Source organism: Rhizobium herbae (assembly GCF_019511375.1).
Lineage (GTDB): Bacteria > Pseudomonadota > Alphaproteobacteria > Rhizobiales > Rhizobiaceae > Pararhizobium > Pararhizobium herbae_A.
This window is the reverse complement of the sequence record NZ_JAEUAO010000003.1, coordinates 494,843-511,062: the sequence shown is the minus strand read 5'-3', so window position 1 is coordinate 511,062 and position 16,220 is coordinate 494,843. Positions and strand designations below refer to the sequence as shown.

The 16,220-nt window shown below is 61.6% G+C and carries 16 protein-coding genes and 1 pseudogene; 12 read left to right on the top strand and 5 right to left on the bottom strand.

Annotated features, from left to right (window positions below; translation table 11 throughout):
- Positions 1 to 34 precede the first annotated feature (34 nt).
- The 11 genes and pseudogenes from JNB71_RS15495 to JNB71_RS15450 all read left to right on the top strand — a co-directional run bounded on the left by JNB71_RS15495 (position 35) and on the right by JNB71_RS15450 (position 9,750).
- Positions 35 to 1,186, top strand: a complete 1,152-nt coding sequence (locus JNB71_RS15495) for a muconate/chloromuconate family cycloisomerase (protein ID WP_220372686.1) — start codon at positions 35 to 37, stop codon at positions 1,184 to 1,186.
- Positions 1,187 to 1,190: 4 nt separating this feature from the next.
- A complete protein-coding gene (gene catC / locus JNB71_RS15490) occupies positions 1,191 to 1,481 on the top strand; it encodes a muconolactone Delta-isomerase (RefSeq protein WP_220372685.1) in 291 nt (96 codons plus the stop codon).
- 73 nt (positions 1,482 to 1,554) lie between these two features.
- Positions 1,555 to 2,493, top strand: coding sequence for a catechol 1,2-dioxygenase (gene catA, locus JNB71_RS15485; RefSeq protein WP_220372684.1), 939 nt, complete (start codon positions 1,555 to 1,557; stop codon positions 2,491 to 2,493).
- A 110-nt stretch (positions 2,494 to 2,603) separates the two neighbouring features.
- Complete coding sequence (locus JNB71_RS15480) at positions 2,604 to 3,962, top strand: Rieske 2Fe-2S domain-containing protein (protein ID WP_220372683.1); 1,359 nt, start codon at positions 2,604 to 2,606, stop codon at positions 3,960 to 3,962.
- Positions 3,959 to 4,447: a benzoate 1,2-dioxygenase small subunit gene (benB, locus tag JNB71_RS15475; RefSeq protein ID WP_220372682.1), complete on the top strand. Its 489-nt coding sequence runs from the start codon at positions 3,959 to 3,961 to the stop codon at positions 4,445 to 4,447. The genes JNB71_RS15480 and benB overlap by 4 nt, the downstream gene beginning before the upstream one ends.
- 39 nt (positions 4,448 to 4,486) lie before the next feature.
- Positions 4,487 to 5,509, top strand: a complete 1,023-nt coding sequence (benC, locus tag JNB71_RS15470; RefSeq protein ID WP_220372681.1) for a benzoate 1,2-dioxygenase electron transfer component BenC — start codon at positions 4,487 to 4,489, stop codon at positions 5,507 to 5,509.
- Positions 5,506 to 6,294: a benzoate diol dehydrogenase BenD gene (benD, locus tag JNB71_RS15465; protein WP_220372680.1), complete on the top strand. Its 789-nt coding sequence runs from the start codon at positions 5,506 to 5,508 to the stop codon at positions 6,292 to 6,294. The genes benC and benD overlap by 4 nt, the downstream gene beginning before the upstream one ends.
- A gap of 44 nt (positions 6,295 to 6,338) precedes the next feature.
- Positions 6,339 to 7,670, top strand: coding sequence for an MFS transporter (locus JNB71_RS15460; protein WP_220372679.1), 1,332 nt, complete (start codon positions 6,339 to 6,341; stop codon positions 7,668 to 7,670).
- Between the two features lie 317 nt (positions 7,671 to 7,987).
- On the top strand, positions 7,988 to 8,770 hold the full coding sequence (gene pcaD, locus JNB71_RS15455) for a 3-oxoadipate enol-lactonase (RefSeq protein ID WP_220372678.1): 783 nt from the start codon (positions 7,988 to 7,990) through the stop codon (positions 8,768 to 8,770).
- 23 nt (positions 8,771 to 8,793) lie between these two features.
- Positions 8,794 to 8,956: pseudogene (locus JNB71_RS24825) on the top strand (ISNCY family transposase); the annotation flags it as partial.
- A 188-nt stretch (positions 8,957 to 9,144) separates the two neighbouring features.
- Positions 9,145 to 9,750 carry an ABC transporter substrate-binding protein gene (locus JNB71_RS15450; RefSeq protein ID WP_223215866.1) on the top strand — a complete coding sequence of 202 codons (606 nt, stop codon included), beginning with the start codon at positions 9,145 to 9,147 and terminating at the stop codon, positions 9,748 to 9,750.
- 181 nt (positions 9,751 to 9,931) lie between these two features.
- Here the strand turns inward: JNB71_RS15450 and JNB71_RS15445 are convergent, their stop codons facing one another.
- From JNB71_RS15445 to JNB71_RS15435, 3 genes are read right to left on the bottom strand one after another with little or no spacing between them, the layout of a single operon-like run.
- Positions 9,932 to 10,906, bottom strand: coding sequence for a zinc-binding dehydrogenase (locus JNB71_RS15445; RefSeq protein WP_220372677.1), 975 nt, complete (start codon positions 10,904 to 10,906; stop codon positions 9,932 to 9,934).
- Between the two features lie 10 nt (positions 10,907 to 10,916).
- A complete protein-coding gene (locus tag JNB71_RS15440; protein WP_220372676.1) occupies positions 10,917 to 11,627 on the bottom strand; it encodes an SDR family NAD(P)-dependent oxidoreductase in 711 nt (236 codons plus the stop codon).
- A 32-nt stretch (positions 11,628 to 11,659) separates the two neighbouring features.
- Complete coding sequence (locus tag JNB71_RS15435; RefSeq protein WP_220372675.1) at positions 11,660 to 12,763, bottom strand: glycerol dehydrogenase; 1,104 nt, start codon at positions 12,761 to 12,763, stop codon at positions 11,660 to 11,662.
- Positions 12,764 to 12,847: 84 nt separating this feature from the next.
- Here JNB71_RS15435 and JNB71_RS15430 point away from each other — a divergent pair, with 84 nt between their 5' ends.
- Positions 12,848 to 13,630, top strand: coding sequence for a shikimate dehydrogenase family protein (locus JNB71_RS15430; RefSeq protein WP_220372674.1), 783 nt, complete (start codon positions 12,848 to 12,850; stop codon positions 13,628 to 13,630).
- Between the two features lie 54 nt (positions 13,631 to 13,684).
- Here the strand turns inward: JNB71_RS15430 and JNB71_RS15425 are convergent, their stop codons facing one another.
- Both JNB71_RS15425 and JNB71_RS15420 read right to left on the bottom strand, forming a co-directional pair.
- Positions 13,685 to 14,683, bottom strand: a complete 999-nt coding sequence (locus JNB71_RS15425) for an ABC transporter permease (RefSeq protein ID WP_220372673.1) — start codon at positions 14,681 to 14,683, stop codon at positions 13,685 to 13,687.
- Positions 14,673 to 16,166: a sugar ABC transporter ATP-binding protein gene (locus tag JNB71_RS15420; RefSeq protein ID WP_220372672.1), complete on the bottom strand. Its 1,494-nt coding sequence runs from the start codon at positions 16,164 to 16,166 to the stop codon at positions 14,673 to 14,675. The genes JNB71_RS15425 and JNB71_RS15420 overlap by 11 nt, the downstream gene beginning before the upstream one ends.
- Positions 16,167 to 16,220 lie beyond the last annotated feature (54 nt).

Sequence of the window (16,220 nt, the reverse complement as noted above, 5' to 3'; positions counted from 1 at the left end):
CGCTAATTTCCCAGTACTCAAGGGAGGAAAGCCGGTGTCATCCGAAATCCGCATCAGTGAGATCGAAACGATTATACTCGATCTGCCTACCATTCGGCCCCATCGGCTGTCGATGGTGACCATGAACCGGCAAAGCATGACTATCGTTCGCGTCCGCTGCACCGACGGCTTCGAGGGGCTCGGAGAGGGGACGACGATCGGCGGTCTCGCCTACGGGGCCGAAAGCCCGGAAGGCATGAAACTCACGATCGACGCGTATATCGCGCCGCTGCTGATCGGCTGTGACGCGACGCGCATCCAGGCAGCCATGGACCTCGTCGTCAAAGCGGTGAAGGGAAATCACTTCGCCAAATGCGCTGTCGAGGCGGCCCTGCTCGATTGCCATACGCGCCGCCTCGGTCTGCCGATGTCCGAACTGCTTGGTGGCCGACGCCGTGACAGCCTCCCAATCGCCTGGACGCTCGCTTCCGGCGACACGGTCAGGGACATCGACGAGGCGCAAGCCATGCTCGACCGGCGGCGCCACAAGGACTTCAAACTGAAGATCGGCGTAAAATCGATTGAAGATGACATCCGCCATGTGGGCGCTATCCGCAACGCACTACCGGACATGGCCTCCATACGTGTCGACGTGAACATGGCGTGGCGGGAGCGGGAGGCGCGCAATGCAATCGCGGCCCTGGCCGATGCCGGCTGCGTGCTGGTCGAACAACCGGTAGAGGGGATCGCATCGCTCGCCCGTCTGCAGCGGGTTTCCCCCATCGCCATCATGGCCGACGAGGTTCTCGTCGGGCCGGAAAGCGCGCTCGAGGCGGCGACTGCGCGGGCCGCCGACGTGTTCTCAATCAAGATCGAGCAGGCCGGAGGGTTGTTTGCCGCCGCCCGGGTGATCGCGATCGCGGAAGCTGCGGGCGTCAGCGTTTATGGCGGCACTATGCTTGAGGGGCCAATCGGCACGATCGCTGCCTCTCAGCTGATGGCAACCGTCAAGGAGCTGGAATGGGGCACCGAGTTCTTCGGACCGCTGCTCCTGACCGAGGAACTCCTGGAGGAGCCGCTGCGCTTCGAGAATTTTGAGCTGCGATTACCAACGGGTCCAGGGCTCGGTGTGATGCTCTCCGAGGAAGCCGTCAATCGCTTCCGCAGGGATGGCAAGCAAGCTTCGACCTTGCGTGTGGTGGGGTGAGACCATGCTTTTTCATGTTCGGATGAACGTGAACCTTCCCCATGACCTGCCCGCTGCCGAGGTGGCCGAAGTCGTGGCCCGGGAGAAGGCCTATTCGCAGGAACAGCAGCGCAGCGGCAAGTGGCGGCATATCTGGCGGATTGCCGGTCAGTACGCGAACTACAGCGTCTTTGACGTCAGGGACAATGCGGAACTGCACGAGGTTCTCTCGGGACTTCCGCTATTCAGATTCATGGACATCGAGGTGACGCCGCTTCTGAGGCACCCCTCCGCGATCCGTGAGGACGATACCTAGAATCTTCGTTAGGGGTTGGTCCCGGGAGGACGGGAACCGCCGCAGTTTCAAAAATCCAAGTGGAGGAATCAACATGAACGTGAAGATTTTCGACAGACCGGATATCCAGGAGTTTCTCAAGATCCTGAGCGGTTTGGACAGGACCGACGGCAATCCGCGCGTCAAAGAGATCGTTCATCGAATTGTGTCCGACCTGTTCAAGGCGATCGATGATCTCGACATCACTCCCGACGAATACTGGACCGGTATCGCCTGGCTCAATGAGATCGGCGCCGCCAGTCAGGCGGGCCTGATCTCCCCCGGCCTTGGCCTTGACCATTTCCTCGACGAGCGTCTCGACGCGATCGACAAGGCCCTAGGCATCGACAATCCTACCCCGCGCACCATCGAGGGACCGCTTTACGTGGCTGGTGCGCCGGTGTCGCACGGCTTCGCCCGTCTCGACGACGGCACCGACGAGAACGGCCACACCCTCATCATGCATGGCACCGTCTACGGGGTCGACGGCAAGCCGCTGCCGGGCGCCACGGTGGAGGTGTGGCACTGTGATACGCGCGGTTTCTATTCGCACTTCGACCCGACCGGAAAGCAGGCGCCGTTCAACATGCGCCGCACGATCGTCACCGATGAGAACGGCTGTTACAAGTTCCGGAGCATCGTCCCGCATGGTTACGGCGTGCCGCCCGGCAGCCCGACCGAGCAGTTGCTTTCTGCGCTTGGCCGCCATGGCCAGCGTCCCGCGCACATCCACTTCTTCATCAGCGCCGACGGTCACCGTAAGCTGACGACCCAGATCAACATCGAAGGCGACCCGCTGGTCAACGACGATTTCGCCTATGCGACGCGCGACGGCCTAGTGCCGGCCGTTGTCGAGCGAACCGACGAGGCCAGCATTGAGGCGAACGGCCTGAGCGGCCCGTTTGCGGAGATCGCGTTCGACATTCATCTCACGGCGCTCGTGAATGGCGTCGACAACCAGATCAACGAGCAGCGCAAGCGCGCCGCTGCCTGAGCGGCAAAGCCGGCAGCCGGTGTGGGCTGCCGGCCCTGACACCATCGTCATCATCGACATTGTTGCAAAGGCTGCGCCGGTCACAGCGCGTTCTTTGCGGGAGAGAGATCATGTCTGCGATTATAGACAAGGCCCGGGACCTCGATCACCTGCTCGCCACCGCCGTGCAGGACGACAAGGAAGCCGGCATATTCCGCTGCCGCCGCGACATCTTCACCAATGAAGACCTGTTCGAGCTGGAGATGAAGCACATCTTCGAGAGCAACTGGGTCTATCTGGCCCATGAAAGCCAGGTGCCGGAGAACAACGACTATTACACGACCGCGATCGGTCGTCAGCCGGTTGTCGTGACCCGCGACAAGAACGGGGAATTGCACGCCGTCATCAATGCCTGTGCCCATCGCGGTGCGATGCTTTGCAGGCGCAAGCACGGCAACAAGGGCAGCTTTACCTGTCCGTTCCACGGCTGGACCTTCTCCAACACCGGCAAGCTCCTCAAGGTCAAGGACGAGAAATCCACGCAGTATCCGCCGCAGTTTGCGAAGGACGGCTCGCACGACCTCAAGCGCGTGCCGCGATTTGCAAACTATCGCGGCTTCCTGTTCGGCAGCCTCAAGGAGGATGTGCAGACGCTGGAAGACTACCTCGGGGAGACGAAGGTCATCATCGACCAGATCGTCGACCAGGCGCCAAACGGGCTGGAAGTGCTGCGGGGCAACTCGTCCTACATCTACGACGGCAATTGGAAGCTGCAGATGGAGAATGGCTGTGACGGCTATCACGTTAGCTCCGTGCACTGGAACTATGCGGCGACCATGGGACGGCGCAAGGAAGAGGGCACGAAGGCGGTCGATGCAAACAGCTGGAGCCGGTCTGTAGCAGGCGTCTACGGCTTCGAAAACGGTCATATCCTTCTTTGGACGAACACAATGAACCCGGAGGTCCGTCCGGTTTACGGTCACCGCGAGGAGATCAGGTCCCGCGTCGGTGAAGACAAGGCGGACTTTATCGTCAACCAGACCCGCAATCTCTGCATCTATCCGAATGTCTTCTTGATGGACCAGTTCTCGACGCAAATTCGCGTCACCCGTCCGATTAGCGTCGACAAGACCGAAATCAGCATTTTTTGCTTCGCACCGAAAGGCGAGAGTGAAGAGGACCGCAGGCTGCGCATCCGCCAGTACGAGGATTTCTTCAACGTCTCCGGCATGGGCACTGCCGACGACCTCGAGGAGTTCCGCGCCTGCCAGGCCGGCTATGCCGGCACCGCCGCGCTGTGGAACGACCTGTCGCGCGGCGCCCCTCTGTGGATCGACGGTCCTGACGAGAACGCCAGGCGCATGGGCATCGAGCCGCTCCTGTCCGGGGAGCGCAGCGAGGACGAGGGCCTGTTCGTCCGTCAGCACGAATATTGGGCCAAGGTGATGCGCGAGGCGCTCTCCAGCGAGAAGAATGGAGTCGTCGCATGAGCCTTTCCTATGACGCCATCTGCGCTTTCCTCTATCGGGAGGCGCGCCTTCTGGACGACCGTGCGTGGGACGAATGGCTGACCTGCTACGCGCCAGACGTGACCTACTGGATGCCGGCCTGGGACGACAACGACCAGCTTACTGAAGACCCGCAGTCGCAGATCTCGTTGATCTACTACGCGAACCGCGACGGCCTGGAAGACCGAGTGTTCCGCATCAAGACCGAGCGTTCCGGCGCCTCCACGCCGGAACCGCGCACCAGCCACAACGTCTCCAACGTCGAAGTAGTGGCGCACCGGGGCGACGAAGTCGACGTGCGCTACAACTTCCACACGCTGAACCATCGCTACAAGGTTACCGACCAGTTCTTCGGCACCATGTTCGTCACCCTGCGCAAGAGCGACGGCGGGTTGCTGATCGCCAGCAAGAAGATCGTGCTGAAGAACGACTACATCCGCCAGGTCATCGACGTCTATCACATCTGACAGGCGTCGCTGGCCGCTACGAATAGAGGAGGAGGGTTCATGGCCTGCTACAGGATCGCATTGAACTTCGAGGACGGGGTAACCCGGTTCATCGAGTGCAAAGATGGCGAGAAGGTTCTCGATGCCGCCTTCCGCAGCAAGATCAACCTGCCGATGGACTGTTCCGACGGCGTGTGCGGCACCTGCAAGTGCCGGGCCGAGAGCGGCAGCTACGACCTCGGTGACGATTTCATCGACGATGCGCTGACGGCGGACGAGGCCGAAAGCGGCCTTGTGCTGACCTGCCAGATGAGGCCGTCCTCCGACTGCGTGATCGCCGTGCCGACGACATCGGTGGCGTGCAAGACGGGGCAGCAGACGTTCTCCGCGACAGTGGCGCGCGTCAGCCCCCACAACGATGCCGCGATCGTACTGGAGCTGGACGTGAATGCCGCGCCTGCCTTTTTGCCCGGCCAGTACGTCAACATCGACGTCCCCGGCAGCGGTCAGAGCCGTTCCTATTCCTTCAGCTCGGCGCCGGGCGAAGGGCGCGTCGGCTTCCTGATCAAGAAGATGCCTGGCGGGTTGATGAGCACCTGGTTGGAACGCGCGGAGGTCGGCACGAAACTCGAGCTGACAGGGCCGCTCGGGAGTTTTTACCTGCGCGACGCCCAGAGGCCGCTGCTGTTTCTTGCCGGCGGCACCGGTCTCGCGCCGTTCCTGTCGATGCTCGAAGTGCTGGCGCGTGCGAATTCTCAGCAGCAGGTTCACCTCATCTACGGCGTGACCCGGGACCTGGACCTGGTGCTAGTCGACGAGATCGAGGCTTATGCCAAACGGCTCCCCAATTTCACCTACAGCACCGTCGTCGCCGAGGAAGCCTCCAGTCATCCGCGCAAGGGCTGGGTGACCCAGCATGTACCGGCAGAGGTGCTGCATAACGGTGATGTGGACGTCTATCTCTGCGGCCCGCCGCCCATGGTTGATGCCGTGCGCAAGCATTTTGACGAGCAGGGCGTAAAGCCGCAGAGCTTCCATTACGAGAAGTTTACGCCCAATGCGGCGGCGAGGGAGGCCGCATGAGTGCGCCTCGTTTCGCGGGCCGTTTCACCGGCAAGGTGCTGGTTGTGACCGGCGCCGCGCAGGGGATCGGCCGCGCTGTGGCGCTGCGCGCCGCGCGGGAAGGTGGCAAGGTGCTGCTCGTTGATCGCGCAGAGTTCGTCGCCGAGGTGGCGGCCGAAGCCGGGGGCTTTGAAACTGCTGCCTTCAACGCCGACCTCGAAACCTATGAGGGGGCAGCCGCCGCGATGCGGTTTGCCGCCGAAACGTTCGGCGGCATCGACATCCTGATCAACAATGTCGGCGGGGCGATCCGCATGCGTCCCTACGCGGAATTCGAGCCGCCGCAGATTGATGCCGAAATCCGCCGCTCGCTGATGCCGACGCTCTACTGCTGCCACGCCGTCCTGCCGCATCTGTTCGCGCGCGGGGGCGGCACGATCGTCAACGTGTCGTCGAACGCGACGCGAGGCATCCACCGCGTGCCCTATTCCGCAGCCAAAGGCGGCGTGAACGCCATCACCCAATCGCTGGCGATGGAACTGGCGCAGCGCAATATCCGTGTAGTCGCAACCGCGCCTGGCGGCACCGAGGCGCCATCCCGCCGAATCCCGCGCAATGCCGCCGGCGACTCCACCGATGAAAAGGGCTGGATGGCCGATGTTGTGCGTCAGGTGAAGGAAACCAGCTTCGTGAAGCGCTACGGCACCATTGAGGAACAGGTCGCACCGATCCTGTTCCTGGCCTCCGACGAGGCGTCCTACATCACCGGCAGCGTGTTGCCTGTGGCTGGCGGCGACACCGGCTGAAGACTTCAAATTAGAATGCGTAACGGACTCGAGGAGGAGTGATCATGCGCACCATCGATGTAAATGAAGCGATAGACAACAAGCCGTTCGGGGGGTTCCAGTGGTTGGTAGTGGGGCTTTGCGCCCTGCTGCTGATCGTCGACGGCTATGACGTGTTCGTCGCCGGCACAGTGCTGCCGACGCTGATCGCCGAGTGGGGCCTGAGCAAGCCGCAGGCCGGCGCCCTGCAGGCCTGGGCGCTGTTCGGCATGATGTTCGGCGCCCTCTTTTTCGGACCGCTTGCAGACAGGATCGGCCGCAAGAAGGGCATCGCCATCAGCTTCGTGCTCTTCACGGCGTCCACGCTGCTGACCGGCTTCGCCAGCTCGCCGGGCGAGTTCAAGATCTTCCGCTTCGTCGCTGGTCTTGGATGCGGCGGGCTCATGCCGAATGCGGTGGCGTTGATGAACGAGTACGCGCCGAAGCGCCTTCGCGGCACCATGGTGGCCCTGATGTTCTCCGGCTATTCGGTCGGCGGCATGGTCGCCGCAAGCCTTGGCATCGGGCTCATCCCGCAGTTCGGCTGGAAGCCGATGTTCTTCGTTGCCGCGCTGCCGCTGCTGATACTTCCGGTCATCCTGTGGAAGCTGCCGGAATCGCTGGGCTTCCTCATCCGTCAGGGCGAGCAGCAGAAGGCCAAGCAGCTCTACGCGAAGATTGATCCGTCGGCGCACCTTGGCCGCGACGACAAGCTGGTCTTCACCGAAACCATGGGCGTTTCTGCATCTGTGGCCGAGCTGTTTCGCCATCAGCGCAGCTTGCGCACGCTCATGCTGTGGGTGGCCTTCTTCTGCTGTCTGCTGCTCGTCTACCTGCTGTCTTCCTGGCTGCCGAAAGTCCTGCAGGAAGCCGGCTATGCCGAGAGGGCCAGCCTCCTGAGCCTCTTCTCGCTCAATTTCGGCGGCATGGCGGGCGCGATCGCCGGCGGCTGGCTCGGCGACCGCTTTGGCCTGCCGAAGGTGGTGGTCGGCTTCTTCGTCGCCGCCACCGCCTCGATCGCGCTGATCGGCGTCAACCTGCCGGAGGGGCTGCTGTTCCTGACAATCTTTATTGCGGGCGCCACGACGATTGGCACGCAGATCCTCCTCTATGCCAGTGTCGCACAACTCTACAATCTCTCCGTGCGTTCTACCGGGCTCGGCTGGGCTTCCGGCGTCGGCCGCGTCGGCGCCATCGTCGGGCCGACGCTCGGCGGGGTCCTCCTGGCGCAGGAACTTCCGCTGCAGCAGAATTTCCTGATCTTCGCCATTCCGGCTGCGATTTCGGCCTTGGCGATGCTGGTCTTTGCGGTCAACAATGCCCGCAGTGCCGAAGCTGTTCAGCTCGCGGCGGCATAAGGCAATGTTACGGTGGCCAGCGAAGGCGTTCTTTGCATTCGGCCATCTTAGCAAGCGAAACTTCCACCTTGCCGCCTACGCCAACCCACGGATTATTGTGGTCAGGCAGCGCAGGGCGTAGACTTTGCGCTGCTCAATCCTGGATGAGACAATTTCCCTCGGGACGTTTCTTCGTTCCCGGCTCCGGCATGATAGTGTTCGGTCTAGGCTCGGCCTTCTGGGAGTTCTATCGGCTTGCCGCCCAATTGCTTCGGCCGGTGGGAGCCGCTCCGTCGCCTTCGCCCGGAGACATGCCCCTAATCGAAAGAATGCAGACCATGACAAGCCTCGACCTTTCGACCCACAGCCTTCATTACCGCATCGACGGAGACGCTGATGGAAAACCCTGGCTAACGTTCTGTAATTCACTTGGTACGGACCTGCATATGTGGGACGAGCAGGCGGAGGCCCTCTCCAGTGACTTCCGCATCCTACGCTACGATCTCCGAGGCCACGGAAGGTCCACGTCGCCCCGCTCTCCCTACGCCCTATCAGACCTCGGCCGCGATGCGATTGCACTGTTCGATTCGCTCGGCATTGCACAGACGCATTTCTGCGGCCTTTCCATAGGCGGGCTCACCGGCCAGTGGCTTGGCGTCCATGCCAGCGAGCGTTTCAACAAGATCATCGTCGCCGCTACCGCCGCAAAGATTGGCACCGCCGAAAGCTGGGCGACACGTATCGACGCTGTCAGGCAGAAGGGAATTGATTCCCTAACCGCCTCCACAACCGAACGCTGGTTCTCGCCGGCCTTTCATGTAGCCGAGCCGAACAGGGTGAACCGGATATTGGAAAGTTTTGCGGCGACCTCCGTCGACGGATATGTGGGCTGCTGTACCGCCCTTGCCGATGCCGATCTGCGCAGCGAAATCGGCCAGATCGACAAACCGCTGCTGGCGATCTCCGGTGCTGATGATCCCGTCTGCCCGCCCGCCGATCTCAGGGCGATTGCTGCAGCGGTCAAACATGGCGGGCATGTCTCCCTGCCTGGCCGGCACATCATTAACATTGAATCCGCGAAGGCGTTCAATGACGCCATTAAAGCATTTTTCTACCAATGATACCTGTCGCAGAGACGGCTGCACACAAGATCAATCTGACCCCCAGCAGGAGCGGACTGATCCTCGATCTCATCATCGAAATCGGCAATCCGGCCGATGCCCTTACTGGAAAGCTAGAACGCCTTCTACGGTGAGGCGCCGCAGCAGGCCGCCGCCGACACGGCTATGCAAAGACATGGAAATTTGCGCTAAGGCCAAGGCTCGCGTTGCCCTTGGCCTACCGGGCTGCCGAAGGGCTGCGTCCGCGCGATATCGTTGATCCCTATCTGCATCTCCAAGAGATCGGGGTGAAGATTCGTCAGCATCCACATTCTTGTGGATGGCGCAGAACTTCGATCGGAAAGATCATACCCACAAAAATAATGGGAACTCAAATGAGTATCACGACACGAAATCCCGAGTTCATCACGCGTCGCGCACTATTGGGATCTGCCGCTGCCGGAGCGGCGGGAATGGTCGCTTCGAGCGTCTTTCCCGCGCCCGCATTGGCTCAAGGAGCCAAACTGAAGGTCGGCTATGTCAGCCCGGTCACCGGCCTTTTCGCAACCTTCGCCGAAGCGGACTCGTTCCTGCTGAAGCAGGTCCGAGAGGCATTGAAAGGCGGCATCGTCAACAACGGCAAGACATATGAAGTCGAGATCATCGATGTTGATGACCAGACCAACCCGGATCGCTCGACGAGCGCAACCCAGCAGCTCATCAATTCGGACGAGGTGAACATCGTTCTTGCTCAGGGAGCTTTGGGCATCAAGAACGTCAGCGCCCAGTGCGAACTCGCCGGGGTGCCGTCGATTACGACCATGGACCCATGGCAGGGGTGGCTGTTCCCGCAGGGGGGCAAACCTGATACCGGGTTCAAATACGCGAACCATTTCTTCTGGGGTATTGAGGATATCATCTCGATGCCTGATCGAAGATCGTCTGCAGATCTGCGCCGACAATGTCGAGGCCGGACATGGACATCTCTAGCGATTGGCTGAATGTTCCATCAGCCGCCGCCGCAGTCTGCTGACCGAACGAAATGCTGTCGAGGGTGCCGACAACGTTGCCGGTGTCGGGATCAAGGGTCCAGCCGGTGGATACCGACCATTGAGATTCCAGGTGTTCCACTGAGACTTGGCACCAAGAATTGCAGGGACTGCCGGCCGCCGGGCTTGTCGGCTATAGAACGACAACACGGTTCCCCGAATTAGGTCCTGCTTTCAGCCGGGCAAGCGCAGCCGGCAAGTCGCCGAAGCCCGCCGTTTCAATGAGTTGGGCATCAAAACGTCCCTCGTGGATTGCTCCCGCCATACTGGCTCCGCTTGCGACGAGCTGTCCCCATTGCTGATCGCATGCATGGGTGTGCATCGCGTTGAGGCCCACCTCATGCAGCGAGATGGTGGTGGTGAATGCCGGCAGCGGCGCGGTCTCCTGCCTGTCCTGGATGCAGACGAGATGGCCGTTTGCTGTCAGAAGGGGCGCGAGGCTGGCGGCATGTGCACCGCTCACCATGTCGAACACTGCTTGAAGCGGTTGATGTCGCGCGCGGCCTTTCCAATCGTCCTTCCAGCTTTCCTCGCGGTAATCCGTTATGCTCGCCGCGCCGAGTTTCAGGAGGCGGTCCGTCTGCGATGCCGAGGCGACGGCATGAACGATGCAGCCCTTGTCGCGGGCGAGCTGAAGCAGGGCGCCGCCGACTGCGCCGGAAGCACCGGTGACCAGAACATGGGCTCCCGGCCTGAGAGGAACCTTGTCGATCGCCTGTTGCGCGGTCAGGCCGGGGCAGGGGATTGCGGCCGCCGCGGCGAACGGCAGGCCAGCCGGCAGCGGAATGGCCGCCCGTGCAGGAATAAGCGTGTATTCGGCAAACGAGCCCTGCCGTGTCAGATCGTTGTGATAGGCGACACGGGCACCGATACCGATGTGGCTGACGTCTTCGCCGATTTCCTCGACTTCGCCGGCGCCATCAACGCCGGGAATATGCGGCCAGGACCAGGCGTCGTGACCCCAGAGGATGAATTTCCAGTCGACGGGGTTGAGGCCGATCGCGCGATTGCGGACGAGCAGTTCGCCGCGCTTAGGGCGGGGCTTCGGCATGTCGCGCAACTGCAGGACATCGAGGTCGCCGGTCTTGTCGTGAATCCAGGCTTTCATTGTTTTCTCCTCAGCAGATCGAATAACCGCCGTCGATCGGGATCATGGCGCCGGTGACATAGCCTGCGTCGGATGACAGCAGAAAGCGTACCACGGAGGCGATTTCGGCGGGTTTTGCCCATCGACCCATGGGAATGCGGGTGCCGATGCGTTCGGCTCGGGACGGATCCGTGCGTGCCTTTTCGGAAATCCGTGTTTCCACCCAGCCGGGTGCAACGGAGTTGACCCGGATACCGCGTCCGGCCCAGGCAACGGCCTGCGAACGTGTCATGGCCGCGACGGCCCCCTTGCTGGCGGTATAGGCGGGAGCGCTGGGTGAGCCGAAAATCGCCCACATCGAGGCGATATTGACGACGGCGCCCCCGGCGGACCCAAGCCTGTCGAGAAGGGCCGTCGCAAAGGCAAAGCCGGCGGTGACATTGACACGCATCACCTGTTCGAAGGCGTCAGTCTCCCATTCCTGCTGATGGCGCAACATGCCGGCACAGTTGACGAGTGCGGCCACCGGCTGTCCTTCTGGCAGGGCTGCGACGCTGGCCGCCGTGTCGGTAAGGTCGACCTTGTGGAAGGTTACATTGGTGTTGAGTTCGTCGTCGCGATGGAGGCCGAGGGCGACGACATGATAGCCGCTTTCTGCGAGAAGCTCGGCAACTGCCCGGCCGATGCCGGTACCGCCGCCGGTCACCACCGCCAAGGGGCGTGTCTGATCCTGATTAGGCATTGTTTCCTCCTGTTTGTTCGTTGGGCAGGCCGTCAAGCCGCCTCGGCCTCCACGGCCTGCATCGCATCCACAATTTGTTTCGTAGTGAGCGGATGCGGGAAATTCAGCATATGCGGCACGGCAATCGACGCTTCGGCCACTGTCTGGAAGTGTGTCCTATCGACCGCGTGCCCTGCGAGCGCCTTCAGGCTGAGGGGCAGGCCGGCATGCCGGTAAAGTGTGGTTAGGGCTGGTGGAAGGCTTTCGCCGAGCAGCCGATGGTGGACCACGAGGCCATAGGCGACCTGGAACCCGTGCGGCTTTCGGGCGACGTCCGAAACCAGCGGCAAGCCGCGCGTGAGCGCATGCGGGACCGAAAGGCCACCGCTTTCGAAGCCGAGGCCTGCCATGAGGATCATCGCCTCGACCGCAGCATCGAAGGCTTCGTTCGGCTTTCCGGAGCCTGCAGCATCATAGGCAGCAGCGCCATGCGTGATCAGCGTGTCGTAACAGAGGGAGGCGATCGCTCTCGCAAGCCGTGTCGGGCGGGCACGGAACATGGTTGTGCCACGGCCGTCAGCACAGGCAAGCGCCTCGACCTTTTTCGACAAGGCATCGCCCAGTCCAGCCGCGAACATCGCCTTGGGCGCTCCGGCCAGAATGTTCGTGTCGACAACCACGAAATCCGGATTCCGGCCGAGGTGCCGGACCTCGATAAGGATGTCACTGTCGTCGTAGAGGACATAATTCTTGCTGGTCGGCGCATCGTTGGAGGCGACGGTCGGCACGGTGATCAGCTTGAGGCCGCGTAGATCCGCGAGCGCCTTGGCCGCATCGATGGCGCGCCCGCCGCCTGCCGCGATGACGATATCAGGATTGTCCTTGCCCAGTGCCGTGGAGAGCTGCCGGGCTGTTTCAAGCCCCAGTTGGCCTTTAAACGCGAGGATCACGATTGAAATCCCAGCTTTTTCCAGTGATTGGCGAAGGATGTCTTCGATGAGCGGCAGGATATGGATATCCGCGACCAGAACGGCACTCGTGCCGATCTGCGCGGCGAAACCGCCGATCCTGTCGAGGATTTCACGGCCCTGGACATAGCGCGATGGAGCACCGAAGACGTTGAGTTGCGGATCGAAAATGGAAAGGGGATCAGGCATTATTACTCTCAAGATATTTTCATATATGATATATGATTGTACAGCGCGTGCAAGCGCCTTGTCTCCGTTTTAAGGAAGAACTGCATGATTTCCGGAAAGACCCGCTTCGTTCCCCTGCTTGCCCATCCCGTTCACCACGTGCGAACGCCTGCCTTGTTCAATGCCGAATGCACGCGACAGGAACTGGATATGGTCATGGTACCGCTTGATGTACGGCCCGACATGCTCGAGCATACGGTCGCGGGTTTTCGGGCGATGGAGAATGTCGCGGGCATGGTGGTTACCATCCCGCACAAGGGATCGGTTGCAGCTCTTTGCGACCGGAAAGTTGGTGCCGCCGATCTCGTCGGTGCCTGTAATATCATCCGCCGGGAGCGGGACGGCAGCTTGACCGGCGGCATGTTCGACGGCGAAGGCTTCGTCGCCGGCCTGAGGCATCAGGGGTTCGAGCCGAAGGGGCTTCGGGCCTTGCTCGTCGGAGCAGGTGGTGCGGCGAGTGGTGTCGCACATGCTCTTCTGCAGGCCGGCGTTGCCGGTTTGACGATCGCCAACCGTTCGCGCGACAAGGCCGAACATCTTGCCGGTGAACTCGCGCGTGTCTTTCCGGATGCGCGGATTTCGGCAGGTGTTTCGGATCCGGCTGGTTATGATCTCGTCGTCAACGGCACGGCGCTCGGCATGCATGAGGGGGATGCCTTGCCGGTCGATGTCGAGCGGCTTGAAAGGGGAACCATCGTTGCGGAAGTCGTCATGCAGCCGGACATGACGCCTTTGCTGGTCGCTGCGGAAGCGCGCGGGTGCCGTGTTCACAAAGGTACTAATATGATCGAACAGCAGGTGCGATTGCTCGTGGATTTTCTAAAGTAAGAAAAAAGGTCCGCATCGCCTGTCGATGCGGACCAGTTGCGCTGCCTGGGAGGCTCAGACGCGTCTCTTGGCGTGTGCGCCGATGCCCTGCATCAGCACTGCCAGAATGATGATAACGCCCTTGATGATCTGCTGCGGATAGGCGGGAACGCTCATCAGGTTCATGATGTTTCCGATCAAACCGAGGATGAGAACGCCGATCATCGTGTTCGTCACCGTGCCCTTGCCGCCGGACAGCAAGGCTCCGCCGATCACACAGGCGGCGATCGCATCCAGTTCAAGGCCGATGCCTGTGACAGGGGTGCCGACGGCAGTGCGGGCGGTCACGAAAACGCCGGCAAGAGCAGAAAGCGCGCCGCAGAGCGTGAAGGCGAGAAACTTGTAGCGCCAGACGGGAAGGCCGGCGAGGCGCACGGCGCTTTCGTTGCTGCCGGTGGCAATGGTGAGACGGCCCCAGTTGGTCCGTCGCAAAAGGAAGATGAAGAGCGCGATGAAGAGCAGTACAGCCAGTACCGGCCAGGGCAGGCCGATGCCGGGTATGCCCTTGCTGCCGAAGGCTGTCAGGATCTGCGCCGTCGGCAGGTCGCGCGGAAAGCGGACCGGCTGGCCGTTCGACAGCATATAGGCAAGGCCGCGCGCCATGGTCATCATGGCGAGTGTGGCAACGAAGGACGCCATGCCGAAACCTGCAACGAGAAAGCCGTTGACTGCGCCGAGCAAGGCCCCGAGCAGAGTGGCTCCGAGAATGCAGACGACCAGGGCAGTGCCGCCATCGAAAGGCAGTGCCGGCATGACCATGGCCACGCCCATGCCGCCAATCGCGGCGACGGAGCCGACCGAAAGGTCGATACCGCCGGTCAGGATCACCAGCAACATACCGATGGCGACGAGTGCGAGCGGCGCCAGCTGCCGCAACAGGTTGTAGATGTTCTGGAGTGTCAGAAAATGCTCCGACAGCATGGCCGATGCGACGATCAGGGCCGCCAGCATGACATAGATGTTGTAGGTGATCAGGGTGGAAACGAGGCTCGAAGCCTTTGGATTAGTGGACATTTTCTCGCCCCATTGCCAGTTCGATGATGCCTTCCTCCGTGATGGCGTCGCCGGAGAGTTCGCCGGTGATCGTGCCCGCGCGCATGACGAGCACGCGGTCGCACATGCCGATCAGTTCCAGCATTTCGGAGGAGACCATGATGATGGCGGCGCCGCGGGCCGCCAGTTCGTTGATGACGCGGTAGATCTCGACCTTGGCCCCGACATCGACGCCGCGCGTCGGTTCGTCGAGCAGAAGAACGTCGCAGCCCGAGACCAACCATTTCATCAGCACAACTTTCTGCTGATTGCCGCCGGAAAGCGTGCCGGCATCAGCGTCGATACTTGCTGTCTTGAGGTTGAGTTGCTTGCGTAGAGCCTCGGTCGCGCTACGTTCCCGGCGATCACGAAGCAGGCCGAATGGCCCGAGATGTGGGTTGACTGGCGTCATCATCGCATTGTCAAGGATCGGCATGTCGAGAAGGCACCCCTGGTGTTTGCGGTCTTCCGGAACCAGGCCGATACCCGCGCGCACGGCTTCCCCGGGCCGACGGATATTCAGCATTTTTCCATCGAGGCGCACTTCGCCGGTGGAAAGCAGATCGGCGCCGAAAATCGCCCTGAGTACCTCGGTTCGCCCGGCGCCGACGAGGCCACCGATGCCCAGTACCTCGCCCCTACGAACGTGGAAGCTGACACCGGAAACGAGCGGTCCGGTCGAAAGATTGTCCACCGCAAGGGCGACTGGGCCGGGCGCGATATCACGGGAAGGAAAGAAATCCTTCAGTTCGCGGCCGATCATCAGGTTCACGAGGCTCTTGTGGTCGAGCGTCGACGTTTCCCAGGTGCCGACCGTCGCGCCATCCTTGAGGACTGTCACGCGCTCGCAGAGGCTGAAGATCTCGTCCAGTCGATGGGAGATGTAGATGACGCAGACGCCGCTTTCCCTCAGTCGCCGCACGAGCTTGAACAGCTTTTCCGTCTCGTGATTGGTGAGCACCGCGGTGGGCTCGTCGAGGACGAGGATCGAGCAGTCGCGCGACAGCGCCTTGCAGATCTCCACCACCTGCTGGTGCGCGACGGTGAGGTCGCCGGCAATATCGTCCGGATCGATGTCGTCAAAGCCCATGCCGGCGAGCAGCTCGGCAGCGCGCGTCCGCATGGCGCGGCGATTGACCAGGAACCCATGGCCGAGCGTTTCGATCAGGATGTTTTCCGCTACCGTGAGATGACGCGCGAGTGAGAATTCCTGATAGATGATGGAGACACCTTTTCGGATCGCGTCCTGAGGGCTGGCGATGCTGACGGGTGATCCGTCAATACGGATCTCTCCGCGATCGTGGGTATAGGCGCCGGCGAGTATCTTCATCAGGGTCGATTTACCTGCGCCGTTCTCGCCCATCAGGGCATGGACTTCGCCGGCGCGTGCGCAAAATTGTGCGCCCGTCAGTGCGGCAACGCCGCCGAATTCCTTGGAAATCTCCCGCATGTCCAGGCGGTCCATCTGATCCTCCTTGCCGATGGGGCGGGCCTGCTAGAGGCCCGCCGTTTCACGCTA

Coding starts and splice junctions, on each gene's coding strand:
- catC (WP_220372685.1), top strand. CDS start 1,191: ATGCTTTTTCATGTTCGGATGAACGTGAACCTTCCCCATGACCTGCCC.
- catA (WP_220372684.1), top strand. CDS start 1,555: ATGAACGTGAAGATTTTCGACAGACCGGATATCCAGGAGTTTCTCAAG.
- JNB71_RS15480 (WP_220372683.1), top strand. CDS start 2,604: ATGTCTGCGATTATAGACAAGGCCCGGGACCTCGATCACCTGCTCGCC.
- benB (WP_220372682.1), top strand. CDS start 3,959: ATGAGCCTTTCCTATGACGCCATCTGCGCTTTCCTCTATCGGGAGGCG.
- benC (WP_220372681.1), top strand. CDS start 4,487: ATGGCCTGCTACAGGATCGCATTGAACTTCGAGGACGGGGTAACCCGG.
- benD (WP_220372680.1), top strand. CDS start 5,506: ATGAGTGCGCCTCGTTTCGCGGGCCGTTTCACCGGCAAGGTGCTGGTT.
- JNB71_RS15460 (WP_220372679.1), top strand. CDS start 6,339: ATGCGCACCATCGATGTAAATGAAGCGATAGACAACAAGCCGTTCGGG.
- pcaD (WP_220372678.1), top strand. CDS start 7,988: ATGACAAGCCTCGACCTTTCGACCCACAGCCTTCATTACCGCATCGAC.
- JNB71_RS15450 (WP_223215866.1), top strand. CDS start 9,145: ATGAGTATCACGACACGAAATCCCGAGTTCATCACGCGTCGCGCACTA.
- JNB71_RS15445 (WP_220372677.1), bottom strand. CDS start 10,906: ATGAAAGCCTGGATTCACGACAAGACCGGCGACCTCGATGTCCTGCAG.
- JNB71_RS15440 (WP_220372676.1), bottom strand. CDS start 11,627: ATGCCTAATCAGGATCAGACACGCCCCTTGGCGGTGGTGACCGGCGGC.
- JNB71_RS15435 (WP_220372675.1), bottom strand. CDS start 12,763: ATGCCTGATCCCCTTTCCATTTTCGATCCGCAACTCAACGTCTTCGGT.
- JNB71_RS15430 (WP_220372674.1), top strand. CDS start 12,848: ATGATTTCCGGAAAGACCCGCTTCGTTCCCCTGCTTGCCCATCCCGTT.
- JNB71_RS15425 (WP_220372673.1), bottom strand. CDS start 14,683: ATGTCCACTAATCCAAAGGCTTCGAGCCTCGTTTCCACCCTGATCACC.
- JNB71_RS15420 (WP_220372672.1), bottom strand. CDS start 16,166: ATGGACCGCCTGGACATGCGGGAGATTTCCAAGGAATTCGGCGGCGTT.